Below are 23,611 nucleotides of genomic sequence, written 5' to 3' on the forward strand. Positions count from 1 at the left end.
CGGCAAGGAAAAGTACCAGTGTCCAGTCGGACGCTCGCGCAGCCCCCCTGACGATCTTCTTACGCACGCCCCACCTCATTCTGCCGGCGCCAACTGAGGCTGCGCCGCCAGGCCCGGCCGGGTCCGCCGCGAGAACAACGAGATCAGCGCTGGCAGCGTGACCAGAATGACGATCGGCGCCAGCATCATTCCGGCGACGACCACGACCGCAAGCGGCTTCTGCACCTGCGAGCCGATGCCGCTGGAGAGCGCCGCGGGCAAGAGCCCAATGCCCGCGACCACGCAGGTCATCAGCACCGGACGAAGCTGAAGCTCGCCGGTGCGCAGGATGGCGGCACCGCGTTCCATACCCTCGTCGATCAGCGCGTTGTACTGGGACAGAATGATGATTCCGTCCATCACCGAGATGCCGAACAGTGCGATGAAGCCGATTGCCGCCGAGACGCTGAAGGGAATGCCGGTCACGAGCAGGCCCAGGATGCCGCCGAGCACGGCCATCGGGATCACACTCATGGTCAGGACGGTGTCGATGATCGAGCCGAAATTGAACCAGATCAGCATGGCGATCAGCGCGAGGCTGATCGGCACCACGATCGACAGCCGCCGGATCGCATCCTGTAGATTGCCGAATTCGCCTACCCATTCGAGATGCGAGCCCGCCGGCAATTGCACATTGGCCGCAACCTTCTCCTGCGCCTCCTGGATGGCGCTGCCGAGATCGCGCTCGCGCACCGAGAACTTGATCGGCAGATAACGTTCCTGCTGCTCGCGATAAATATAGGCGGCGCCGGAAAGGACCTTGACTGTCGCGACTTCGCTCAGCGGCACCTGCGTGACGCCGTTCGGCCCCTGCGCCCCAATTCGCAAATTCTGGATTGCCTCGGCGCTCTTTCGGAACTGTGGCGCAAGGCGGACGATGATCGGGAAATGCCGGTCGGAGCCCGGCTCGTAGAGGTCCCCGGCGCTGTCGCCACCGATCGCGGTCTTGATCGTCGCATTGATATCGCCCGGCGACAGCCCGTACCGCGCGGCGCGGGCACGGTCGACATCGATCTGGATGGTCGGTTGGCCGAGCGAGGTGAAGACCGCAAGGTCGGTGATCCCCTGAACGGTGGCGAGCTGCGCCTTGATCTTGTTTGCGGTGTCCGTCAACGCCTGGAGGTCACTGCCATACAGCTTGATCGAGTTTTCGCCCTTCACGCCCGACACGGCCTCCGAGACGTTGTCCTGGAGATATTGCGAGAAGTTGAACTCGACGCCCGGAAACTTTTCCTGAAGCTGCCCCAGCAGCATGGCGGTCAGCGCGTCCTTGTCCTCACCCTCAGGCCATTCCTTAGCGGGCTTGAGCGGCGCAAAGAATTCCGCATTGAAGAAGCCGGCGGCGTCGGTACCGTCGTCTGGCCGGCCATGTTGCGATACCACCGACTCGACCTCTGGCCGGGCAGCGATCACCTTGCGCATCTGGTTGACATAGGAGTTACCCTCCTGGAGCGAGATGGTCGGCGGCAAGGTTGCGCGGATCCAGAGATTGCCCTCCTCCAGCTTGGGCAGAAACTCGAGCCCGAGCAATCGCACGGCGACGATCGTGATCAAGACCAGGACGGCGCCGCCCGCCAGCACGACGCGGCGATGCGCGAGAGATCGCGCGAGCACAGGCATATAGAGCCGATGCACCCAGCGCATCAGAAACGTCTCGGTCTCCTCGACATGGGCCGGCAGGATGATGGCGCTCAGCGCCGGCGTAACCGTGAAGGTCGCAAGCAGGCCGCCTGCAAGGGCATAAGCATAGGTCCGTGCCATCGGACCAAAAATATTGCCTTCGACGCCGCTCAAGGTGAACAGCGGCAGAAAGGCCGCGATGATGATGGCTGCGGCAAAGAAGATCGAGCGCGACACGTCGGAGCCAGCCGTCAGGATGGCATGATGCTTCATGTCCATGACAGTGCGCGACGAGATCGTCGCCCGCTCGCCCGGCGTCAGCCGCTCGGTATGCGACAGGCGCCGGAAGATCGCCTCCACCATGATCACGGTCGCATCCACGATCAGCCCGAAATCGATCGCCCCGACCGATAGCAGATTGGCGGATTCGCCTCGCAGCACGAGAATGGTGACCGCGAAAAACAATGCAAACGGAATCGTTGCGCCGACGATCATCGCACTGCGCAGGTCCCCGAGGAAGATCCACTGCAACAGCACGATCAGGCCGATTCCGACCACCATGTTCTCCAGCACGGTGTGGGTCGTGGTCTGGATCAGGTCTTTGCGGTCATAGATGCGCTCGATGCGCACGCCAGGGGGCAGGATCGACGAATTGTTGATGCTGGCGACGAGCTCTTCGACGCGCGAAATGGTCGGCGAGCTCTGCTCTCCGCGGCGCATCAGGACGATGCCCTGAACGATGTCGTCGTCCTGATCCTGGCCGGCGATGCCGAGCCGCGGTTGCTCGCCGACGGTGACGGTTGCGACGTCGCGGACCAGCACCGGCGTGCCGCCATTGGACGCCACCATCGTATTTTCGAGCGCGTGGATCGAACGGATCAGGCCGACGCCGCGAACGACGGCGGATTGCGGGCCGATATTGACGGTGTTGCCGCCAACGTTGACGTTGGCGTTGTTGATGGCCTGTTGAAGTTGCGGGAGCGTCAAGCCGTTCGCCACGAGCTTGTTGAAATCAGCCTCAACCTCGTAGGTTTTGGTCTTGCCACCCCAGCCAGTTACATCGATCACGCCCGGGACGGTGCGGAAGCGCCGTTGCAGGACCCAATCCTGCAATGTCTTCAGATCGAGCACGGAGTAGTTGGGCGGCCCCACCAGCCGGTAGCGGTAAATCTCGCCGATCGGGCTCAGCGGCGAGATCTGCGGCTGCGCATTGTTCGGCAACGGCGGCAATTGCGAGAGGCGGTTCAGAACCTGCTGGAGGGCCTGCTCGTAGGTGTAGTCGAAGGAGAACTGCAGCTTGACGTCGGACAAGCCGTACAACGAGATTGTCCGGATCACCTTCATGTTCTTGATGCCGGCGACCTGAGTCTCCAGCGGGATCGTGATGTAGCGCTCGATCTCCTCGGCCGACAGCCCCGGACTTTGCGTCACGATGTCGACCATCGGCGGCGTCGGATCGGGATACGCTTCGATGTTGAGCTGCTGAAACGCGATCAGGCCGCCGACCAGCATGGCGGCGAACAGGCCGACCATGAGGAAGCGGCGACTGACTGCGAAGGCGACGAGACGTTCCATGTGAACCGGCTTGCCTTACGTTAGCTGCCGGAAGCGGCACGGTCGATGAACAGGCTTCCGCGTGTGACGATCTTTTCACCGGCCTTCAGGTTGCCGCGCGCCTCAACGAGGTCGCCATTGGTCAACCCGATCTGGATTTCGCGCAGCTCGACGGAACCGTCGTCGCGCGAAACCCAGACCCGGACACGATCGCCCTCGAAGATTAGAGCCTGCTTCGGCACGCCGACCGAGGGACGGATTTCGCCGGCATAGACGGTAACGTTGGCGAACATTTCCGGCTTGAGCGATCCGTCCCTGTTGTCGATGGTGGCGCGGACCATGAGACGCCGCGTCGACGGATCGATCGCGGCGGCGACGTAATCCACACGCGCCTTGAACTCGCGACCGGGAAGCGCCAGCACCGTAAAGGCGATATCCTGTCCGATGGCGATGTCCGCAGCCTCGCTCTCGCGCACGAAGGCCGTGAGCCAGACCGTCGAGAGGTCACCGATCACGAACACCGGATCGCTGGCGCTGCTGCTGATGAACTGGCCGGGACCGATCTTGCGCTGCACGACCGTGCCGCCGATTGGCGAAGTGATCGGCGTCTCGGCGCTGATCTGGCGCGTCTCCTGGAATTTGGTGATCTGATCCTCGGACCGCCCCAGGATGCGCAGCCGATTATGCGCCGCCTCGAGCGCGGTCTCCGCCGAGCGCATGTCATTCTGCGCTGTGATGAGATCGGCCTGCGCCTGCTGCCAGTCCTTGAGAGGCACCGCTTTGCCGGCATAGAGGTCGTTGGCGCGCTTCTCGACGATTTGCGCGAGGTTGAGCTTGGAGCGCGCGGTATTGAGGCTGCCGAGCGCCGTCACGAAATCGTTCAGGCCCTGCACGGTGTCGGTGGCTTCGACCACGAACAGCGGCTGCCCGCGTTCGACGACATCGCTGGGCTTCACCAGAAGTTTCACGACACGGCCCGCATAGGGCGAGAAAATCGGCGTGGAGCTGTCTTCGTTGACGGCGATCTTGCCCTCCGTGACGTGCTCCGCACGAAACACCCGCTCCGTCACCGGCGCAATCGAGAGCGTTGCCAGCTCAGATGCGGTCGGAACGTAGCGCGGTGGCTTTACCTTGGCCTGGCTCGACATCTCCGTGGATTTTCCATGTGACGCGAGCAACCGCGTCGCGCCGACGGCCGCAATGGCAAGCGCGATCGCCGCAGCCGCAAGCGTAACGATTCTTTTCCGGCTAAGGCTCGAACCGGCGTTCATGATGCAAACGTGCGCATTGACTCATGCACTCCCGTGCCTCCTGCGAGGCCTTGGCTTACTCGCCCAAACGGGGCTCAATTCTGAACGCGGCCGCGCCACATCGGCGATCTCGACCCGCGGTCGTACCGCATCGGACCGTGATTGCCGGACATGCCGTCAGCGATCCGCCGTGATGCTCCCAGGCTGTCATGGCGTCGGCAGCGCGTAGCATGGTTCGCTTGCACAGAACTGACAGCACGCCCCGTCAACATCACGCTCGCGGCAACGGAGATCACGATCCGCACGGCGCGTCCGCTCACAGGGCACGCCGTGCCGATCGATCTCATTGGCTCGGCCACATCGGATCTTTGGGCCCGCCGTAGTAGCGCATCTGGTGAGTACCCGGCCCATCTGTTGCAGTGGCGCCGAGATCGCTCACGCATCCGGCAAGGCAAGCGCCAAGCCCAACGAGAGCGATCATCGCCGCAACTTTCAGTCTTCGTCTCGAGGCGATCATGCAGTCCCCCTGCCTCCCGGCGTCAATACTTCGCGACCACCGCGTTGCCGCCGAACTTGAAGTCGAGCCCAACCATCACGGTCGAATAGGTGTTCGCCACCGTGTACGGCAGCACACCGTTGGTCGGCGCATCGCGATGGAACGTGCCGTAGTCGAAATAGCGATACTCGAACTTTCCGATCAGGTTGTTGGTGAACGCATAGGCGATGCCACCGCCGGCGGTCAGGCCGCTCCGTGTGGCCTTGAACGTGTCCACGCCGACGCCGGGATTGGTGTTGGTGTGCGTCAGCTCGCCATAAGCCCAACCGCCCGTGAAGAACAGCAACAAGCGGTCGACCGCGATGCCGCCGCGCCCCCGCAGCGTGGCACCCCAGCCCAGCTTTGTCGCGTCGTTCCAGCCGAGTGCGAAATTGTCGTTGCCCTTGATGTCGGCGCCGAAGCCGTCTGCTTCGATACCGACGACGATGTTGCCGCTCTGCCAGTTGGCGCCGATCTCGCCGCCGCCGAAGCCGCCCGTCGATTCGTAGTTCGTCGTGAAGTTGGCGAAGCCCACCGGTCCGGTGGCGTTGTTCACGTTGTGATTGCCGAGCCCCCAGCCGCCGAAGACGCCGACGTAGAAGCCGGACCAGTCATAGGCCGGCGCGGCGACTGGCGGAGCCTTGCCGTAGATCGGCAGATCGGCGCCAAACGCCGGCGACATCGCTGTCAATGCGCCCAATGCAACCGTTGTGAGAAGAATCTTTTTCATTGTTAGCCCCTGTCGAATGTCTCTTCCGAAGCGGGTGGCGCTCGCGGCGCCACCCGTCCGCAGAATCAGAAGTGGATGATGATGTCCGCCGAGCCGATGACGGCCGTCTTCTTGTTCGGGGGAATGCCGAAGTTGGCGTTACCGTTGAACGCCAGCGCGTCCAGCGCGTGATACACCGACACTTCGGGCCGGATCTCGATCTGCGGCGAGAACCAGTGCTGCCAGCCGATCCCGGTCTCGACGTAGCGCGTCTTCACGCCGGTACGCTGTCCCTGCTTGTCGTCGAACCACTCGAGACGATAGGAGATGTTGTCCATCTTCGTCGGGCTGTAGTTCACGTAGGTCAGGAAGGTCTGGACCGACGCCGTGCACGACAATTGAGTTGCGTTGCCGCAATGCGCGCCGAACGGTGCGTTCCAGGGCATGACGTCGAGCGAGAACGGTGTACCGCTGGCCACGAGCGCGACCGAGGCCGGATTGTCGAGGTTGAGCACGTTGTTCTGGTGCTCGTTATAGGTCTCGAACGAGATGTGCCACTGATCGTTGAACTTGTGGTAGTAAGTCAGCCCGTACCACTGGAGATTGTTATAGCCCCAGGTGCCGTTGTTGATGCCGTTGGCGATCACGTAGACGCCGTCATTGCCGCTGTCGGTCACATAACGAACGGCCGCACTGAAGGTCGGCTGCGCGCCGGGATCTTTCAGCATGGTGCTGTCCGGGAACAGCGGATTTGGATTCGCATTGGCGATCTTGGCGCCGACATGCCAGGGCATCGCTTCGGTGCCGACCGAGAAGCCTCCCTGGATCATCCAGTTCTTGTTCAGCGCGAGCGAGGCATTGATGCCGGTGTTCGTATAGTTGTCGAACGTATACGTCATCGAATGCGTATACATGTAGTTGTTCGGCGCGAGCTGCGCCTCGATGTCCGGGATCGAGATGTAGCGGCCGAACCTCAGCAGAAGGCCGTCGGCCAGATAGGGAATGAAGACCTCGCCATAGGCCATCGGCATGTCATAGCCGTAGTTCCTGTTCTGCTGGAGGAGCTGATTGCTCCACAAGCCGTAAGCCGTGGTGTAGCGATAGTTCTCGCCATAGATCGGCGCGATGCGGAAGCCCCAGTCGATGTGGTCCTTCTGGACTGTGTCGGGCAGTCGCTCGATATAGACCACGGCCTGATCGAGCTGAACCGTGTTCGGATTGTAGTCGTATGCCGCCGGCGAATTGCCGCCGCGGACGGTGTTGTTGCTGAGGTTGCCGCCGGCGTTGACCCAGCCATAGACCTGAATGTGCGCATCGTTCATCCACTGCCCGACGGCCGTGTTGCTCATCGCGTTCATCAGTGGGCTGTCGACCGAGTTCGGACGCGTGACGCCGATTGCGGTCGCACCGCCATAGGGCCATTCGGTGAACGGCATCGGCGGAATGCTCTGCGGTGTCGCAGGCCATCCGTCGCGGCGCGACGCCGCCGCCTTCGGATCGGACGGCGCGGCCTCATGGCCCCATTCGAGCCGATAGTAGTTGATGAAGCGGGTCATGAAGTCCTGCCCCAGATAGGAATCCATGCACGCATAGTTCTTGTAGGGATCGCAGAACGTCTTCCCCACAGGCGGAAGCGTGTCCGCGGCATTGGCAGCGCCACCAATCCCCATCGCGACCAGCGATACGCCCGCCAAAAGATAGTTTCTCATCATATTGCCCCAAGCTGTTGGACCGACGCCTTCCAGGCGCTCTTTCGGTTTGGTTAAGCTTCAGGTGCAATCTTTCGTGAGGCAGGCAAAAAAAAGCGATGCGGTTTCCGGCGCGCGTTCGTTAAAATAAAATAGCGCGAGACGCCTCGCGGGCATCATTTGCATTCGTAAGCATCAGATGCTCACCGCGTTTGCTCAAATCGTCAGCGAAAAAGTGGTCTTTTGCCGTTAGAACGATGATGCAGCGCAAACGTTCACTTCGCGCTGTGTCATTTTCGTCATAGTGCGCGACGCGCTGTGCTCGACTTACTCGCAACCAAGCGCCGTTTGCTTGCCACAGCTATTATTTTGCTACGTATGTGCGCCAGATTGTCGATCGAAGATATATGCCTGGACTCGCTAAGCTCGCCACGTAGGCAAATTTGCTTCGCGAGGTTTGATCATGGAAGCCGTGACTTGTGCAGCGCGCGCCAGCGACAACACAACAGCGGACAGTGTCGCGTTCGACCTCGGCTTCCTGCCGAAGGACCTGACGCGGCAATGTTGCAGCTTGATCGAATCGTATCACGAGGTTCACGGCTTCGCCTCGTTGCCCAATATGCTTTGGCACTTTCGCTTGGGCCCGCTGATCGAACGGCACACTGAGCTTCGCCGAATCCTGCGCCGCGCCTCGACGACCCGCAGCTCGAAGAAGGCCAATGACGGCTTCGTGCAGATCGCGACCACAATTCTCTCCCTGGAGATTCTGGCGAGCAGCTTCGCCGGATGGACCGCGATCTATCCGGTCGCCGGCGAGACCGCGCGTGACGTCCTGAAACAGAGTGCGCACGGGCCGCATATGCCGCTGATGGACTTCTATCTCTATCCGCCCAAGCAGATCAGCGCCGCGGCGGTCGCGGCCCTTGCGCTGCCTCAGACCCGCTCGGCCGACGAAGCCGGCCTTTACCGGGCATCTAGGCCGGAGCTTCTCGGCGAGAAGCGCGCCCTGCAATATGCGAGCTTGGTCCGGCAGGCATAAGACGCCTCACCGCCACGAATCGTGGCGTTGCCCTGAGGCCCGGTACGATCGTTGAGGGAATCAGAACCCGACTTCGCCTGACGCGGAGTCCGGAGCGAACCTTTTCCGTAGAACTACGGAGGCTGTGGCTATTTCTTTTTTATGTTGAACCACTCCCAACATCATAGATTTTCTACGTCGATCTGGAACATCGTTCCTTCGCCGGGTAGTTGACGACATCGAAGAGTCTGCATCACGACATTGAACGGGTTCTGGTGCGCGCCGTTGGTCGACGCATGCCGATAACTATCGAATTTCCGAACATTGTCCGATCGGGTCTTGTTTGACCATTGATCCGTTGCGGCCGACGCGGCCGACGCCGGATCTTTCGATGTCGCCGTCGGCAAGGGCATGTACGTACTTTGATTCTTCATCCACCTCTGGGCCGCATGTTTTCGATGACGAGCGGGCGGCAGACCGGTTCCAAATTGCCTTCCTCGGGGATACCGGCCCTGGATGAGGTCGCGTCGCTGCGTGTCGTCGTGTGGCGCAACGTGATCCCGGTGTTGCTGTCGGTTCTGAGCATCGGACTGGTCACCACCGCGCTGTTCGCACTCAGCACGACCTTGGCGTCAAGCCTGGTCCCGATCGCCTACCTCGTTCCAGTCATGTATGCTGCGACTCGATGGGGCGTCTGGCCGGCAATGACGGCATCGATCACGGGCACGGCAGCCGCGGATTTCTTCTTCTTCGAACCTCTTTACAGCTTTCGCGTCGACAACCCGCAGGAGGCGGTCGATCTCCTGCTGTTCCTGATCGTTGCGCTGGTGAGCAGCAATCTGGCCTCGCGGCTGCGCAAGGAAACGGACACGTTGCGACAGCGCGAGAAGGAGATGCATGCGCTCTATGACTTCTCGCGTCGCCTCGCGTCCTGTTTTACGGTCGCGGACTTGATTTCCGCCATCCGCCAACATTTCGAGGGCGCCTTCGGCCACGCGGCAACTTTGTTCGTGACGACCGCGGACGGGCATTTCGAACCGCCTGAGTCCCGCTTCGCGCCACTTTCAGTGCAGGCAACTGCGGCAGCGATGAATTCCGGAGCGGGTCCAGGGTTGCAGACCATCGTCGACGAGCAGCGCGCCGAGATCTGGCTGCTCAGGGCGATCTCGTCAGATTCCGCTATTCACGGCGTGATCGCGGTCAATATCGGTCTGGGTTCCCAGCCAGCGATTGAACGGCGGACTCGACGGATCCAATCAATCCTCGACGAGACCGCGCTGACGCTGCAGCGCCTCGACATCGGCAAGGTGATGGAGAGCGCGCGATTGCGCCTGCAAGCGCAAATGTTGCGCGACGCCTTCCATGGAACACTGTCGCACGAGCTTTGCACGCCGCTCGCGGCGATCCAGGGTTCGGCGAGCGTGCTGGAGACCATTCCGGCCATACGTGGGGACGCGCGCATAAGAACGCTGGTCGAGGCGATCTCTGACGAGGCGAGCCATCTCGACGGCTATATCAGCAACCTGCTCAGCGCGACTCGCGTCACCGCCGGCGGACTGAGTCCGCGCCGCGAATGGGCGGACCCCAGGGATATCGTCAACGGCGCCACCACGCGCCGGGCGCGACGGCTTTCGGCGCATCGGATAGAGGCGAATTTCGCAGATGATCTTCCGCTGCTCCACGTCGACTCGGGCCTGGTGGAGGAGGCTTGCGGGCAGATCCTGGAAAACGCCGCAAAATATTCGCCGTCCGGTTCGACGATCACCGTGGACGTGCGTTGCGAGCCCCGTCGCGTGCACGTCGTCGTGTCCGATCAGGGCGTCGGCATCACCGCCGATGAACAGCAAAAGCTTGGCCAGCGATCCTTTCGAAGCGCGCGACATCAGGCGTCGGTGCCGGGGTCGGGCCTCGGTTTCTGGATCGCCTCGACCTTCATCCAGGCCAATGAGGGCGCGATCACGGTTCATAGCCGCGGCCAAGGACAGGGAACAACGGTATCGATCTCCCTGCCCGCGCTCGAGCCATCCACCTCCGAACCGCTCGCGCTGACAGATGAGTAAGCCCGCAAACGTCGTTCTCCTGATCGACGACGAACCGAAGATCAGGCGCTTCCTCCGCGCCGGCTTCGAGCTCAACAGCTTCGCCGTGCTCGAGGCCGAAAACGCCACCGAGGCGTTGAAGCTCGCGACCTTCAGTTCACCTGACCTCATCGTTCTCGATCTGGCGCTACCCGATCTTCACGGCGCGGAGGTGCTGGAGCGGATCCGTGCGTGGTCCAACGTGCCGATCATCATCCTTTCCGTCGCTGCCGGCGAGGACGAGAAGGTACGTCTGCTCCAGGCCGGCGCCGACGATTACGTCGTCAAGCCGTTCGGCATGGCCGAACTGCTGGCGCGAAGCGAGGCCGCCCTGCGGCGGTACTTCAAGTCGGCGACGGAAAATCCGGTCGTGGTCGCAGGCCCGCTATCGGTCGATCTCGTGACCCGCACGGTCTCGCTGAACAACAATCTGGTCCGCCTGACCCGCAAGGAATATCGGCTGCTTCACGTTCTCGCCATGCATGTCGGCCTCGTCGTCACCCACGATCAGCTCCTGAAGGATATCTGGAACGGCAATCAGCGCGACAACATCCAGTACCTTCGGATCCTCGTGCGCAAGCTTCGCCAGAAGATCGAGGCCGACCCCAACCAGCCACGTCTCCTGGTGACCGAGTCGGGTGTCGGCTATCGCCTTCAGAATCGGCTGGATGCGCAACCGGCCATGGCTCGCGTAACCTGATGCTGCGCCCTTCGCCAAGACGGTCCTTTTACGTCGTCGTGTCCTGGTCCGGCGATGCAGGTCAGGATTGGTCCTGGGAGATCCGGCGCAAGCGCAGGCCGATGGGCATCAGGCTTCGTGAAGCCGGGTTTCGCTCGCACCGGGCTGCACACGAGGCCGGACGCATCGCGCTCGAAGATTTCCTCAACGGACTGGTCATCGAGCGCGCCTCGCGATCGGCGCTCTGACCAGGGCGGACCCACATCTTGCGCCGCCCGCCTGCGCACGACGCGCAGAACACCCATCGTATAAAAATAATATATTTCCATTCCCGAACCGCGTAGCTTGCCCAACAAAAGGGCGAGTGCCGTGGACTTCCTCATTCAAACATTTAGCGTTTTTGGCATCGACGCCCAGTACTGGATGCTTGCGGGCGCGGCCGTTGTCGCAATCTTCATCATCTTCGCCTGGCGAACGCGCGACAGGGATTGACGGGATTGCGCACCGGACCATCGGCACAAACACAGTGATACAATCTCAGGCGACCTTCGACGTATCGCGCGGCCATGTCCGGCGTCTCAATTTACCGAAACCACTCCGCGAGTCCGGAAGCTATTTTTCCTTAATTCTTTTCGGCATTTTGCGATGTCGCGAGCGTACAACGCGCGCGCAAAAAGCGACCTCTGCGCGCTCAAGCAGCCCTTTCGGCATCGCGGAATCCGTGCGCTGTCCCTAACATCATCTCCGAAGAAGAATTGGCCTCATGGCCATGCAGGGGGCTCGAATGTACGGACGATTGAAATCTCTTGTTGTCGCAAGTGTGCTGATCGGGCTCGGCGCGGCGAGCGCCGCAGTCGCTGCCGATCTGCCGTTGAAGGCGCGGCCAATGGCTGCCGCTCCGCACTACAACTGGACCGGCTGCTACCTCGGCGCCAATGTCGGTGGCGGCTGGACACGGCTGAATACGGCCCGCGCCCTCGACGTCGGCGGCGTGGCTGCACCGAACGAGTACGGCCGCGAGAAGGACAGCGGCGTGATCGGCGGCGGCCAGGTCGGTTGCGATTTCCAGACCGGCAATCTGGTGTTCGGCGTCGGCGGCAGCTTCGATTTCGGCAATATCAAGGGCAGCCACGCCTTGACCGACTTCCCCGCCTTCTCCGAAGCGAACAACCTGAAAGAGATCTACACCGCGACCGGCCGCATCGGCTATCTCTGGACGCCGCAATTCCTCGGCTATCTCAAGGGCGGTGCGGCCTTCATTCGGGAACGCAACCAGGTCTTTGCGCCCGGTGGCGCGCTGATCGAGTCCGCAAGCTTCATGCAGCCCGGCATGACCATCGGCATCGGCGCCGAATGGATGTTCGCGCCGAACTGGTCGGTCTTCGCCGAGTATAACTACATGTGGTTCCTCGACGACAGCGCGCGGGCGTTCACACTGGCTGGCGGCGGCGCGGGTGAAGTCATCAACGTCCAGCAGCGTGCCTCGACCGCGCTGGTCGGCGTCAACTACAAATTCCATTGGGATGCCCCTGTCGTCGCCAAATACTGAAGTCTCTCGGCAAACCTCCAACCACTCGAGCCCCGGCACGTCCGGGGCTCCTTTTTTGAGCGAGGCTCCGGTTCAGGCCAGCCCTCCAATTGTCCGATCTGTGCAACGCCACCAGGGATGGGGAAGTCTCATGGGTTTGCGCTCTTGGCTTCTCATCCTGGTGACGGCCGCCGTCGCGCACGTCATTCTTCATGCCTTGGATCGCCAGATTGACGCCGGCATCCATCGCCTGTCGGAGGCAACGATCAACCATCCTGGTGCAGGCAGCAGTGCGGAGCCCGACCTGAGATCGGTGACGGCACGAAGCGCCTACATGCGCAACGAACGTTGAACGCACCTCAACCTCGTCCCGATCCTATGCCGTTCCTATGAGATAAGCTTGCCTGTCCCCTCGAAATCATACTGGCCGCGAACGATATTGGTCGCGCCATTCAAGGCAAATTCTCGTTCCAGTGCGCCCGCGCACCTACTGTAAGGAGTATCTTCGTGCTCCACCCCGCTCCCTTCACCGATCGCGACCAGGTGGTCGAGACCATGATCTCGCTCACCCATCTGTCGAATCTCAATCGCGCGATCGTCGCGGGCCGTGGAAGCGCCGAACTCTATCAGGCGCTGCGCCAGCGCGGCTTCACCCGAATTGGACTGCCCTCCATCTTCTTGCGTAAGCCGGCCTTTTCCGTCGGCCTCATCACCGTGCAAGACATGTTCAGTGAGTTCGAGATGGCGCTGTCCCAGATCGCACCATCTCTCGGCACGACCGCTGCAATCGCGGTGCTGATCAAGTCGAACGAGGCGGGCTTCGCGCTCAAGGTCCGCAAGAAGCTCGAACAGCTCGGCTTCCGAATCGAGGCCGGGGTCAGATGCCGTCAGGGCTTCGTGATGTCCGCCTACCGGCAGGATTCTGCCCAGATGAAACGGGCGGCCTGAAACGCGGAGCTGCGGCTGAGTGCGTCCATATGAGTTTCCTATGCGGCGACGCCGCAGGCGCTCTCGCTTTCCTACATCCCGCACGTCATCATGCTGCAGCAGGCACGTTGCGGCGAACGATCGCGATGTATTGGGAGCCTCATGACGTCGCCCTACTACCTCGCCATGGCCGCCTTGTTGGGCCTGGTGACAACGTCCTCCTCCCTGATCGGCGCCGCGATCGGACTTCACGCTCCCTTTTCAAAGTGTCCCCAGGCACAGCACCTCAATCTGTGTTGCCAGCCCTAGAAACGACGCCAGCAACCCCTCAATCGCATTGCAGTGCGAGCAGACGAAGAAGCGGCCCGGCCGCTCGGGATCCTCAAATCCGGGCTTCAACAGGAACAGGCGATCTCCAGTCATGTCCGTTCTCCCGAAGTCGATGGAAACTTCAATGGCCGAACAGCCGGTAGCTCCGATCCGCATCGCGCAAGTGCCGGCTCTCATCGGTCCAGCCGACTGCACGCCGATAGCTGCCGAGCACTGCGGCTTCCTTCAACGCGGCGACGTCGACCTGTTGCGGCGCGTCGGCGAATGGCGAGACGAACAGCGCGTCCTCGGGGCAGTAGAGCTCGCACAGGAAGCAGGTTTGGCAATCGCTCTGGCGCGCGATCCTTGGAATGTCGTCGGTCTTGTCGAAGACATTGGTGGGGCACACGTTGACGCAGATGTCGCACGCCGTGCAGCGCTCGACATCGATGACCTCGATCATTCCGCGGCCTCCGCGTACTGAGAGGAACGCAGCGGGCGCGCCGAGGTCCAGACGTCGTCGAGCCCTCCGGTCGTCACGTAGTGGCGATAGCGGTCGTCCTGCTGGGGATAGTCGTCGCGGCGATGCATACCCCGGCTCTCCTGACGCGCCAGCGCGCTCCGATACATCCAGCGCGCCGTTGCGAGCATGGCCGTGGCCTCACGTGCGCGAAGCAGATCCTGCTCGTCTGACGCGTCGGCATTCGATGCCTCAGACCAGAAGCTGTCCAGACGCCATAACGCCTCGCTGAGCCGCCCGGCTTCGCGGAAATAGTTCAGCTCGTACGGAAACACCTCGTTCTGAACGTTCCGGGCGAGCTTGTCAGCCTGAAGCGGTCGCCCACTGCCGGAGCGCAGCGCAACGCTGCCGCGCCGAAATGCCTGACGCCCGCTTGTGGTGCCCAGTTGATGCGCGAATTCGGCGGCGCCCTGACCGGCCCAATACCCCGACGACATTGCCCAGGCCGCATTGTGGCTACCGCCCCCGGTGAAACCACCGCAGATCAGCTCGCGGGTTGCCGCGTCGCCCGCAGCGTAGAGACCGGGAACGGTAGTCGCGCAGCTGTCGTCAACGATCCGCAGGCCACCCGTGCCGCGGACGGTCCCCTCGAGGCGAAGCGTGATCGGAAAACGCTGCGTGAACGGATCGAGGCCGGTCCGGTCGAACGGCAGGAAGAAGTTCGGCTGAGATACCCTCATATGCCGCTGGGTCTCGGCGTCGGCCTCGTCGAGCCGGGCGTACACCGGGCCCTTGCGCAACGCCCGAGCAATAATCGACCGGCCGCCCTTGGATGACGCCCCTGGGATCACACTGCCTTCCTCGTCGGTGAAGCTCGACCAGCTGTAGAACAGGGTCTTGGTCACGGAGCCGAATGCCGGCGAGATAGCATAGGCGTTGGAGAACTCCATGCTGGTGAATTCCGCGCCGGCCTCGGCCGCCAGGAGATAGCCATCGCCAGTCAGAACGTTCGAGCCCAACGTCTTGCTAAGGAACGCGCATCCGCCGGTGGCGATCACCACGGCCTTCGCATTGACCACCCAACGGTCGCCTTTCTGCCGTCGCAGGCCTGCGGCGCCGGCCACCACGCCGTTCTCGTCCACCAAAAGCTCGAGCGCTGGCGAGTGATCCAGAATGGTGACGCCGGCTTGCTTCGTTCGCTTGCGCATCAGCCGCATGTATTCCGGACCCTGGAGCGAATTCCGCTGCGGCTTGCCGTCGTCGTCCGAAGGATAAGGATAGCCCCAGTCGGCGAGCTGGTTGCTCTGGGCGTAGGTCCGGTCCAGCACGCGCGCCATCCAGCGACGGTCCTGGAGGTGGCCACCGAGTTTCTCACGGCTGGCCATCGCGGCCTCACGGCGTTCCGGAGCGGGGTCGACGTACCAGACACCGGTGCCGGCCGCCGCGGTCGCGCCTGAGGTGCCGCAAAACCCCTTGTCCGCTAGCACGACGCGCGCGCCGTGGCCGGCGGCGCTGATCGCCGCCCATGTGCCCGCGGGACCGCCACCGAGCACCACCACATCGGCATCGAACACGACGGATCCTGCCGAACTCGATAGCTTCTCGGCACGGCCAGGTGGGTTTGTCATCGCTCGTCTCCGGATTGAACCTGTTCAGAACGCGGGTATCTGACCCGGCAGTTTGTCCTTGATGGTCTGGCGGACCGTATCGTTCTGATAGGCGCGCACCAGCTTCGCGACCCAGGGAGCATCCTTGTCCTTCTCGCGAACGGCGATGAAGTTGTTGTAGGGATTGTTGACCGAGGATTCGATTGCGATGGAATCCCTGCCGGGAATGAGGCCGGCGGGGACGGCGTAATTGGTGTTGATGACCGCAGCATCGACGTCGTCCAGGCTGCGCGGCAGTTGGGCGGCGTCGATTTCACGGATCCTGAGCTTCTTTGGATTTGCGGTCACATCGAGCGCGGTCGGCAGGATCCCCACGCCGTCCTTGAGCTCGATCAGCTTTTCGGCCTGAAGCAGCCGCAGGGCCCGGCCACCGTTCGACGGATCGTTGGGGATGCCGATCGACGCCCCCTCCTTGATCTCGGCAACCGACTTCGCCTTGCGGGAATAGAGCCCGATCGGTGCGACGATCGTCTCGCCGACGGCGACGATCTTGTATCCCCTGGTCTTGATCTGGTTGTCCAGGAACGGCTTGTGCTGGAAGGCATTCGCATCGAGATCGCCGACATCCAGCGCGGCATTGGGCAACAGATAATCGTTGAAGACGACGACCTGCACATCGAAGCCGTCCTTGGCCGCGATCTCCTTCACCTTCGCCCAGATGATTTCGGCATCGCCGCCCGATATCCCGACCTTGATCTTCTGATCCGCGGAGGCCGGCGCGGTGAATAGTGCAAAGGCGGCCATCACGAGCAACAAGCGACGTCTCATGGTCTACGATCTCCTTATCGAGCGATAATCTGTTCCGACGTCTAGCCGACGCGGGCAACCAGGACGTCCGCCGTGGCATCCGCGAACTCAGACGACATGTCGTTGAAGAGAGCAAGTTCCTGAACCGTCGCAGCACGCGGACGATGGTTCGAACCCTTGGAGCCTTGAAGGAAGAAACGATCCATAGCCTGCACAAACCCCGGCGAGCCTGCAATCTCCGATGCGTGCCTCTCACTTCCCGCCACGAAGGCAAAGCTCATCTGATTGACGTCGACGACATAGATCATGGTGCAGTTTCCCAACGGACGGCGCTCTCCTTGCTGCTGAACCCCGCCGGGATGAAGGCCGGGATCTTCTCCTCGATGAACTGCTTCACTTCCGGCGAGTTGAACACCTGGATAAATGCCTTCAGGCGCGGATCGTCCTTCTTGTCGGGCCGGGCCGTGAAGCGCAGCACGAGCCCGTCATCAACGGTGCGGTCGATGATGAGCGCAGATTTGGGATCCCCGCCGGCCGGAATGAGGTAGGTGATGTTGACGAGCGCCAACGTTACGTCGTCGAGCGACCGATAGGTTTGGGCAGGGTCGAGCTCGACGATCTTGAGGTTCTTTGGATTCTCGATGATGTCGAACTTGCTGACCGAGAAGCCCTTACCGGGCGCCAGCTTGATCAGCCCGGCCCGCTCGAGCAGGATCAGCCCGCGTGCGCCGTTGAGTGGCTCGTTCGGAATGGCGACGCTGTCGCCGGACTTGATGTCGTCGAGCTTCTTGATCTTCTTCGAGAACAGACCGACCGGCGCAATGACGCCGACCTTGTCGACCTGCACAAGGTTGAAGCCGCGCTGCCTATTCTGAAGCGCGAGATAGGTTGCATGCTGAAACAGATTGGCGTCGACATCGCCGCTGTTCACGACCTCGTTCAATGCCACCCAGTCCGACAGCTCGACGATCTTGACGTCCTGCCCTTTCTCCTTGGCGAGCTTGGCGGCAAAGGACGCCAATTGCCCAACCGGGCCGGCGCTGGTCGCGATCCTCAGCGGCTCGCCGGCGAAGGCGGCCGCCGTGAGAGCAAGCCAGAGACCTGCGGCCTGGGCGGTGCGACGAAGAATTTTCATGATCTCAAGTCCCATTACGATTCAGATGATGTGCTTCACGCAGCCTTGCGCGCCCCAACGTCGGCATGTGCGAGCGCCTGACCGAGATCCGCCAAGATGTCGTCGGGATGCTCGATTCCCACCGACAGGCGTACGTAGCCGGGCGTGACCCCGGCGGCGAGCTGCTCGGCTGCGGTCAGTTGCTGATGCGTCGTCGATGCAGGATGAATGGCTAACGACCTGGCATCGCCGATATTGGCGACGTGATAGAACAGCTTGAGTGCGTCGATGAAGCGACGGCCGGCCTCGACGCCTCCTTTCAGCTCGAAGCCGACCAGCCCGCCATAGCCGCCCTTCAGATAAGCGTCCGCCCTGCGCCGGTTCTCTCCGTTTTGCAGACCGGGGAAGATCACGTTCGAGACCGAGGCGTGCTTGGCGAGGAAGGTCGCGACCTTCACCGCATTCTCGTTGTGCTGGCGGATGCGCAGCGGCAGGGTTTCGAGGCCCTGGATGAACTGGAAGGCATTTTGCGGCGCGATCGATGCGCCGAGGTCGCGCAGCAGCTTGACGCGGGCTCGCAAGATGTAGGCGATCGGGCCAAGCGGCTTCGCGGCCTCAGTCCAGATCGCGCCGTGGTAGGCCTCGTCGGGCTTGTTCAGAAGCGGAAAGCGATCGGCATGCGCGGCCCAGTCGAAGTTGCCTCCGTCGACGATGGCGCCGCCGATCGCGGTGCCGTGGCCTCCGATATACTTCGTGGTCGAATAGACCACTACCGCAGCGCCATGCTCAAACGGGCGTGCGATCAGCGGCGACGCCGTGTTGTCGAGGATCAGCGGCACGCCAAGCGAGCGGCCAATGTCCGCGACCTCCTTGATCGGGAATACGTGCAGCTTGGGATTCGGAAGCGTCTCGCCGAAATAAGCGCGCGTCTTGGCGTCGGTCGCGCGACGGAAGTTTTCGGGATCGGCGGGATCGACAAAGCGCACTTCGATGCCGAACTGCTTCAGGGTCTGCGATAGCAGCGTCCAGGTGCCGCCGTAGAGATCGGTCGAGGACACGATATTGTCGCCGGCCTGGGCAATGTTGAAGATCGCGAAGGCGGAAGCCGTCTGTCCAGAGGCAACTGCGAGGGCGGCCGCCCCGCCCTCGAGTGCAGCAAGCCGATCCTCAAAGGCCTGCTGGGTTGGATTGCCGATACGGGTGTAGATCGGTCCGAGCTGCTCGAGCGCGAACAGGCGCGAGGCGTGATCGGCGTTCTCGAACTGGAACGACGTGGTCTGATAGATCGGAACCGCGACCGCGCCGGTGGCGGGGTCGGAGCGGTAGGATCCGCCATGCAACGCCAGCGTCTCGAAGTTCCGGGTCTCCAAGGTCATCTGCAATTCCCTTTCGATCTCGAGAGCGCGCCATGCGCGGCAAGCCGTGCTTGTCGACGAAAATGATGCGGTCGGATTCTGCTGCTGTCGAGCGTGTCTGAAAAATAGCGATGCGCGTGCTGCGTCATTGCAGCTTCGCAACGCGTTTGTTCCCGGTCCTTTGCTGAATTGGAAACAAACTCGCTCGCGCAGAATGCTAAAAATGCTCACGCGAAGAGATGTTCTTTGCGATTGACGATTGGGCCCGACCATGACGAGACCGCGCGAGCTGCGCTTTAACGCTTTCAACATGACTGCGCCCAGCCACAATTGGGCGGGCCTGTGGTCTCATCCGCGCGATGCGTCCATCGACTACAACACACTCGATTATTGGGTCGACTACGCCAGGACCGCGGAACGCGGACTGCTCGATGGCATCTTCCTGGCAGACGTGTTCGGCGTTTACGACGTCTATGGCGGCACGGCCGATACCGCCGCCCTGCATGCGGTGCAGCTTCCGAACGCGGATCCGACGCTGCTCGTATCCGCCATGGCGCTCGTCACCAGCCATCTCGGCTTCGGCATCACATCGAACCTGACCTTCGAGCATCCCTATCAACTCGCACGTACCTTTTCGACGCTCGACCATCTCACCAAGGGCAGGATCGGTTGGAACATCGTCACGGGCTATCTCGACAGCGGCGCGCGTGGGATGGGCCTTCCGGCTGGTCGCGCCCATGACGAGCGCTATGACGCGGCCGAGGACTTTTTGACCGCGGCTTACAAGCTATGGGAGGGAAGCTGGGAGGACGATGCGGTTCGCCGCGACCGCGGCAGCCGCGTCTTCACGGATCCCGCCAAGCTTCACCGGGTTCTGCATGATGGTCCCTACTTCAAGGTTGACGGCATCCATCTCGCCGAGCCCTCGCCACAGCGAACGCCGTTGCTGTATCAGGCCGGCACCTCGAAGCGCGGCCGCGCCTTCGCCGCCCGGCACTCGGAAGCGATCTTTCTCAACGGTCAGACCAAGCCAATCCTCGCACGCGCTGTCCGCGAGATTCGAGAAGCGGCCAAGACCTATGGCCGCGATCCCTACGACATCCGCCTGTTTGCCGGCGCGACCGTGATCGTGGCGCCGACGCGGTCCGAGGCGAATGATCTGCTCGAGGACTACGCACGGCATGTCGATCAAACCGGCCAGCTCGCCTTGTTGTCGGGCTGGACCGGCATCGACTTCTCGACCTACCGGCCCGACCAGCCGATCGAATATGTCGAGAGCAACGCCATCCAGTCTATGGTCGAGAATTTCACGGTCCGGAGCGACCGGCCGGTCAATGTCGGCGACCTCGCCAGATTGAGCCGCGCCGGCGCCCGCTCGCCCTTCGTGGTCGGCTCGCCGCAGGACGTCGCCGACGAGCTGATCGCTTGGGCTGACGAGACCGACGTCGACGGGTTCAACCTGTTCCGCCTGGTCGCGCCGGAGTCGCTGAACGCCTTCGTCGACCTCGTGGTGCCGGAGCTGCAATCGCGCGGCGTCTACAAGACCGCCTATCGCGACGGCACGCTACGCGAAAAACTGTTCCCGGGACGCGGGCCGCGGTTGCACACGACACATCCCGGCGCGAGCTTCCGGCGCGCGCCTTCGACGACTGCGCTCCAATCCGACGCCGCCGAATAGCAAGGACGGAGCTCACGCCTGCGTGCGATGCTCGCGGAACGCGGCTGCCAGCGCCCCCAAGGCGGCCCGTGACCGCCGATCGGTCAAGGACGAATGAAGCACGACCTCGGACGGCGGCAGCTTGGGAAGCCCAAGCTTCTCGCCGATGTCGATCGTGCCACTCGGCGCGATCCGATACGACAGCGGCGCGATGGCGAGCCCCGCCACGACGGCGGCGTGAACCGCCGAAGAGCCGCCTCCCAGGAACACCTCGATCCATTTGATGCCGACCGCATCCAGCGCCTGCGTGGCTACGTTGCGCACGCCGCAGGTCGGAGCCAGCGCAGCGAGACGTAAGGGCTCTCCCGGCCTGTGCTCGAACCCCTGCGCCGCAAACCAGCCGAAGCGCTCACGCGCCAGCGTCTCGCCATCCCGACGATCGTCCTCGCGCTGGACGATGGCAGCATCGAGCCGTCCCTGGTCGAACAGGTCGAGGAGGTTGCGCGAATTGTCGAGCTGGACCTCGATGGTCAAATTCGGATCGTGCGCGTGGAGACGTGACAGCAGGGCTGGGACTTCCGGCCCGGCGACATGCGCAGCGATACCAAGTCCGAAGTGACGCGGAGACGTATTGAGCCCCGCGATCGCGCGTTCGTGAGCAACGATCAGCTCCCGCGCGCCCTGCAGAAAGGCCGTCCCTTGCGCAGACAACCGGACCGATCGCGGCGCCCGCTCGAGCAACCGATGCCCGATGCGATCCTCGAGCCGCTTCAGCTTGACGCTGATCGCGCCTTGCGTCGTCCCCAAAGCCTTGGCGGCGCGCGTGAAGCTGTGAAGGTCGGCCACCATCACAAAGGCTCTGACGGCATCGACATCGAGCGAGAGCATTCCATCATCCAGCTTTGTTGTCTCTGAAATCTATATCGATCGGATTTTGTTGTGGTCAAGGGCCCCCTATGTTCGCTCAGCCTGACGCGGGCCTAAGCGCACGGGACACCCATCCCTCCCGGAGCGAGCGATGGCGCATGCGTGCTGGCAATCGACACCATGTTTGGAGGTCACGGCCTTGACGGTCTTATCATCACGACGAAACACGATCGCCCTGGCCGCAGCGTGCCTCGCGTCCCTCATGTTCGGCCTGGAGATATCCAGCGTACCGACGATCCTGCCGACGCTCGAGACGGTGCTGCACGCCAGCTTCCAGCAGCTGCAATGGATCATGAATGCCTACACCATCGCGGTCACGACGGTGCTGATGGCAACCGGCACGCTGGCAGATCGCTATGGCAGAAAGCTTGTATTCGTGGTCAGCATCGCCGTGTTCGGCCTCGCCTCCCTGATCTGCGGCCTGGCGGAAGACGCGCTCCTCCTCATCGTCAGCCGCTTCTTCCAGGGCATGAGCGGTGGTGCGATGCTGATCTGTCAGGTCGCGGTTCTCTCCCATCAATTCCAGGAAGGCCCCGAGCGCGCACGCGCCTTCGCCGCCTGGGGGATCATCTTCGGCATCGGTCTTGGTTTCGGACCGATCATCGGCGCGACGATCGTCGCGGTCTCCGGCTGGCAATGGGTGTTCCTGATCCACGCATTCATCGCAATCGTCACGATCGCGCTCGCCGTGACCGGCGTGCGGGAGTCGCGCGATCCCGAGGCAAAGCACCTCGACATCGCAGGCATTGCGACGCTCTCGACGTCGGTGTTCTGCGTCGCCTTCTATATCACGGAAGGCCCCGACTTCGGCTTTACTGGCCCAACCGGCCTTACGGTCGCCGCGACGGCCGTTCTGAGCTTCATCGCCTTCGTGTTGGCGGAGTTGCATAGCGCCCGCCCGATGTTCGACTTCTCCGTGTTCCGGATACGCGCCTTTTCGGGCGCGCTGCTCGGATCGGCCGGCATGAATTTCAGCTTCTGGCCCTTCATGATCTACCTACCGATCTTCTATCGCAGCGCCCTTGGTTACGACAACGTCGCAGCTGGCCTTGCGCTTCTCACTTACACGCTTCCGACGCTTGTGATTCCGCCGCTCGGCGAACGGATATTGCTGAGGTTCGGCGGCGGCATTGCCATCCCGTTCGGCCTGTTCGTCATCGGCCTTGGTTTCATGTTGATGTGGGTTGGCAGCAGCCTCGCGCATGTCACGTGGCTGACGCTGGCGCCCGGATGTCTGGTTGCTGGCGCCGGCCTCGCCCTCACCAACACGCCGGTGACCAACGTCACGACGGGTGCGGTGTCGAGCACGCGGGCCGGCATGGCATCGGGCATCGACATGAGCGCCCGCATGATCGCGCTCGCCATCAACATCGCCTTGATGGGCTTCATCCTGATCGCCGGCATTTCCTCCCGGCTGAGCAGCGCGCTTCCCGGTGCGCTCGATGCCGGCCGTCTGCAACACCTTGCGGAGCGGATCGCCGGCGGCACCGCAGGCATGTCCGACTTCTCCGAGCTGAGCCTCCTGCCGGCGGCGGAAACTGCCGTGCAAGATGCGCTGATCCACGGCTTCAGGCTGATGATGCTCTATGGCGGACTGTCCGTCTGGATCATGGCGCTGGTAAGCTTCGCGATTTCCGGCGAGAGCTACGCCGCACGGAAGCGCTCCGCGCAGAACAGCGATGAGCCAAGCTGTGTTCCCCGCTCATCGCCCTGATCGGATGCGTCCAGGCAGGGCGCTACGACAACATCC

At 62.4% G+C, this 23,611-nt stretch carries 21 protein-coding genes and 1 pseudogene; 10 read left to right on the forward strand and 12 right to left on the reverse strand.

The genetic code is table 11. The features are described 5' to 3' along the window. Positions 1-75: 75 nt before the first annotated feature. The 4 genes from AB7G19_RS27295 to AB7G19_RS27310 form a co-directional block, all read right to left on the reverse strand. Entirely contained in the window at positions 76-3,234 is a 3,159-nt protein-coding gene (locus AB7G19_RS27295) for an efflux RND transporter permease subunit (protein ID WP_441268391.1), read from the reverse strand. Positions 3,235-3,254: 20 nt separating this feature from the next. Next, entirely contained in the window at positions 3,255-4,484 is a 1,230-nt protein-coding gene (locus tag AB7G19_RS27300) for an efflux RND transporter periplasmic adaptor subunit (protein WP_441268392.1), read from the reverse strand. A gap of 518 nt (positions 4,485-5,002) precedes the next feature. Further along, positions 5,003-5,728, reverse strand: a complete 726-nt coding sequence (locus tag AB7G19_RS27305) for an outer membrane protein (RefSeq protein WP_441268393.1) — start codon at positions 5,726-5,728, stop codon at positions 5,003-5,005. A 65-nt stretch (positions 5,729-5,793) separates the two neighbouring features. After that, positions 5,794-7,416, reverse strand: coding sequence for an outer membrane beta-barrel protein (locus tag AB7G19_RS27310; RefSeq protein WP_441268394.1), 1,623 nt, complete (start codon positions 7,414-7,416; stop codon positions 5,794-5,796). Between the two features lie 442 nt (positions 7,417-7,858). Here AB7G19_RS27310 and AB7G19_RS27315 point away from each other — a divergent pair, with 442 nt between their 5' ends. The 8 genes from AB7G19_RS27315 to AB7G19_RS27350 all read left to right on the forward strand — a co-directional run bounded on the left by AB7G19_RS27315 (position 7,859) and on the right by AB7G19_RS27350 (position 13,646). After that, a complete protein-coding gene (locus tag AB7G19_RS27315; protein ID WP_439034522.1) occupies positions 7,859-8,434 on the forward strand; it encodes a hypothetical protein in 576 nt (191 codons plus the stop codon). 428 nt (positions 8,435-8,862) lie between these two features. Further along, positions 8,863-10,473, forward strand: a complete 1,611-nt coding sequence (locus AB7G19_RS27320) for a sensor histidine kinase (RefSeq protein ID WP_441268395.1) — start codon at positions 8,863-8,865, stop codon at positions 10,471-10,473. Then, positions 10,466-11,191 (forward strand): response regulator, encoded by a 726-nt coding sequence (locus AB7G19_RS27325; protein WP_441268396.1) that lies wholly within the window; start codon positions 10,466-10,468, stop codon positions 11,189-11,191. The genes AB7G19_RS27320 and AB7G19_RS27325 overlap by 8 nt, the downstream gene beginning before the upstream one ends. Beyond that, the gene (locus AB7G19_RS27330) at positions 11,191-11,418 is read left to right on the forward strand and encodes a hypothetical protein (protein WP_166352109.1); all 228 of its coding nucleotides are present in this window, start codon (positions 11,191-11,193) and stop codon (positions 11,416-11,418) included. The genes AB7G19_RS27325 and AB7G19_RS27330 overlap by 1 nt, the downstream gene beginning before the upstream one ends. Positions 11,419-11,539: 121 nt before the next feature. Continuing rightward, a complete protein-coding gene (locus tag AB7G19_RS27335) occupies positions 11,540-11,662 on the forward strand; it encodes a hypothetical protein (protein WP_256376419.1) in 123 nt (40 codons plus the stop codon). Between the two features lie 292 nt (positions 11,663-11,954). After that, entirely contained in the window at positions 11,955-12,719 is a 765-nt protein-coding gene (locus AB7G19_RS27340; RefSeq protein WP_439034519.1) for an outer membrane protein, read from the forward strand. A gap of 130 nt (positions 12,720-12,849) precedes the next feature. Beyond that, complete coding sequence (locus AB7G19_RS27345) at positions 12,850-13,050, forward strand: hypothetical protein (protein WP_166352105.1); 201 nt, start codon at positions 12,850-12,852, stop codon at positions 13,048-13,050. A 155-nt stretch (positions 13,051-13,205) separates the two neighbouring features. Beyond that, the gene (locus AB7G19_RS27350; protein WP_081369286.1) at positions 13,206-13,646 is read left to right on the forward strand and encodes a hypothetical protein; all 441 of its coding nucleotides are present in this window, start codon (positions 13,206-13,208) and stop codon (positions 13,644-13,646) included. 261 nt (positions 13,647-13,907) lie between these two features. On the opposite strand, the pseudogene AB7G19_RS27355 reads toward AB7G19_RS27350, so the two are convergent. From AB7G19_RS27355 to AB7G19_RS27385, 7 genes and pseudogenes are all read right to left on the reverse strand, one after another. Continuing rightward, a pseudogene (locus AB7G19_RS27355) lies at positions 13,908-14,048 on the reverse strand (DUF3088 family protein); the annotation flags it as partial. A gap of 28 nt (positions 14,049-14,076) precedes the next feature. Beyond that, complete coding sequence (locus AB7G19_RS27360) at positions 14,077-14,397, reverse strand: 4Fe-4S binding protein (RefSeq protein WP_439034518.1); 321 nt, start codon at positions 14,395-14,397, stop codon at positions 14,077-14,079. Next, the gene (locus AB7G19_RS27365; protein ID WP_441268397.1) at positions 14,394-16,022 is read right to left on the reverse strand and encodes an FAD-dependent oxidoreductase; all 1,629 of its coding nucleotides are present in this window, start codon (positions 16,020-16,022) and stop codon (positions 14,394-14,396) included. The genes AB7G19_RS27360 and AB7G19_RS27365 overlap by 4 nt, the downstream gene beginning before the upstream one ends. A gap of 24 nt (positions 16,023-16,046) precedes the next feature. Further along, on the reverse strand, positions 16,047-16,829 hold the full coding sequence (locus AB7G19_RS27370; protein ID WP_441268398.1) for a MetQ/NlpA family ABC transporter substrate-binding protein: 783 nt from the start codon (positions 16,827-16,829) through the stop codon (positions 16,047-16,049). A gap of 41 nt (positions 16,830-16,870) precedes the next feature. Continuing rightward, entirely contained in the window at positions 16,871-17,116 is a 246-nt protein-coding gene (locus AB7G19_RS27375; protein WP_063984162.1) for a hypothetical protein, read from the reverse strand. Then, positions 17,113-17,943, reverse strand: a complete 831-nt coding sequence (locus AB7G19_RS27380; protein WP_439034515.1) for a MetQ/NlpA family ABC transporter substrate-binding protein — start codon at positions 17,941-17,943, stop codon at positions 17,113-17,115. Before AB7G19_RS27380 ends, AB7G19_RS27375 begins: the two co-directional genes overlap by 4 nt. Positions 17,944-17,978: 35 nt before the next feature. Further along, positions 17,979-19,298: an O-acetylhomoserine aminocarboxypropyltransferase/cysteine synthase family protein gene (locus AB7G19_RS27385; protein WP_439034514.1), complete on the reverse strand. Its 1,320-nt coding sequence runs from the start codon at positions 19,296-19,298 to the stop codon at positions 17,979-17,981. A gap of 250 nt (positions 19,299-19,548) precedes the next feature. Between AB7G19_RS27385 and AB7G19_RS27390 the strand changes: the two genes are divergently transcribed. Next, entirely contained in the window at positions 19,549-20,955 is a 1,407-nt protein-coding gene (locus AB7G19_RS27390) for an LLM class flavin-dependent oxidoreductase (protein ID WP_441268399.1), read from the forward strand. Positions 20,956-20,967: 12 nt separating this feature from the next. On the opposite strand, the gene AB7G19_RS27395 is transcribed toward AB7G19_RS27390, so the two are convergent. Next, on the reverse strand, positions 20,968-21,822 hold the full coding sequence (locus AB7G19_RS27395) for a LysR family transcriptional regulator (RefSeq protein ID WP_441268400.1): 855 nt from the start codon (positions 21,820-21,822) through the stop codon (positions 20,968-20,970). A 130-nt stretch (positions 21,823-21,952) separates the two neighbouring features. On the opposite strand from AB7G19_RS27395, the gene AB7G19_RS27400 reads away from it, so the two are divergent. Further along, positions 21,953-23,575: an MFS transporter gene (locus tag AB7G19_RS27400; RefSeq protein ID WP_441268401.1), complete on the forward strand. Its 1,623-nt coding sequence runs from the start codon at positions 21,953-21,955 to the stop codon at positions 23,573-23,575. Positions 23,576-23,611: the final 36 nt, after the last annotated feature.

It is taken from the genome of Bradyrhizobium sp. 215_C5_N1_1 (assembly GCF_052075935.1).
Taxonomy (GTDB): domain Bacteria; phylum Pseudomonadota; class Alphaproteobacteria; order Rhizobiales; family Xanthobacteraceae; genus Bradyrhizobium; species Bradyrhizobium barranii.

Bases quoted from the DNA above. Each gene is read 5' to 3' on its own strand.
- AB7G19_RS27315 (WP_439034522.1), top strand. From the start codon at position 7,859: ATGGAAGCCGTGACTTGTGCAGCGCGCGCCAGCGACAACACAACAGCG.
- AB7G19_RS27330 (WP_166352109.1), top strand. From the start codon at position 11,191: ATGCTGCGCCCTTCGCCAAGACGGTCCTTTTACGTCGTCGTGTCCTGG.
- AB7G19_RS27385 (WP_439034514.1), bottom strand. From the start codon at position 19,298: ATGACCTTGGAGACCCGGAACTTCGAGACGCTGGCGTTGCATGGCGGA.
- AB7G19_RS27390 (WP_441268399.1), top strand. From the start codon at position 19,549: ATGACGAGACCGCGCGAGCTGCGCTTTAACGCTTTCAACATGACTGCG.
- AB7G19_RS27375 (WP_063984162.1), bottom strand. From the start codon at position 17,116: ATGATCTATGTCGTCGACGTCAATCAGATGAGCTTTGCCTTCGTGGCG.
- AB7G19_RS27305 (WP_441268393.1), bottom strand. From the start codon at position 5,728: ATGAAAAAGATTCTTCTCACAACGGTTGCATTGGGCGCATTGACAGCG.
- AB7G19_RS27320 (WP_441268395.1), top strand. From the start codon at position 8,863: ATGTTTTCGATGACGAGCGGGCGGCAGACCGGTTCCAAATTGCCTTCC.
- AB7G19_RS27370 (WP_441268398.1), bottom strand. From the start codon at position 16,829: ATGAGACGTCGCTTGTTGCTCGTGATGGCCGCCTTTGCACTATTCACC.
- AB7G19_RS27300 (WP_441268392.1), bottom strand. From the start codon at position 4,484: ATGAACGCCGGTTCGAGCCTTAGCCGGAAAAGAATCGTTACGCTTGCG.
- AB7G19_RS27295 (WP_441268391.1), bottom strand. From the start codon at position 3,234: ATGGAACGTCTCGTCGCCTTCGCAGTCAGTCGCCGCTTCCTCATGGTC.
- AB7G19_RS27345 (WP_166352105.1), top strand. From the start codon at position 12,850: ATGGGTTTGCGCTCTTGGCTTCTCATCCTGGTGACGGCCGCCGTCGCG.
- AB7G19_RS27325 (WP_441268396.1), top strand. From the start codon at position 10,466: ATGAGTAAGCCCGCAAACGTCGTTCTCCTGATCGACGACGAACCGAAG.
- AB7G19_RS27360 (WP_439034518.1), bottom strand. From the start codon at position 14,397: ATGATCGAGGTCATCGATGTCGAGCGCTGCACGGCGTGCGACATCTGC.
- AB7G19_RS27365 (WP_441268397.1), bottom strand. From the start codon at position 16,022: ATGACAAACCCACCTGGCCGTGCCGAGAAGCTATCGAGTTCGGCAGGA.
- AB7G19_RS27310 (WP_441268394.1), bottom strand. From the start codon at position 7,416: ATGAGAAACTATCTTTTGGCGGGCGTATCGCTGGTCGCGATGGGGATT.
- AB7G19_RS27380 (WP_439034515.1), bottom strand. From the start codon at position 17,943: ATGAAAATTCTTCGTCGCACCGCCCAGGCCGCAGGTCTCTGGCTTGCT.
- AB7G19_RS27400 (WP_441268401.1), top strand. From the start codon at position 21,953: ATGGCGCATGCGTGCTGGCAATCGACACCATGTTTGGAGGTCACGGCC.
- AB7G19_RS27340 (WP_439034519.1), top strand. From the start codon at position 11,955: ATGTACGGACGATTGAAATCTCTTGTTGTCGCAAGTGTGCTGATCGGG.
- AB7G19_RS27395 (WP_441268400.1), bottom strand. From the start codon at position 21,822: ATGCTCTCGCTCGATGTCGATGCCGTCAGAGCCTTTGTGATGGTGGCC.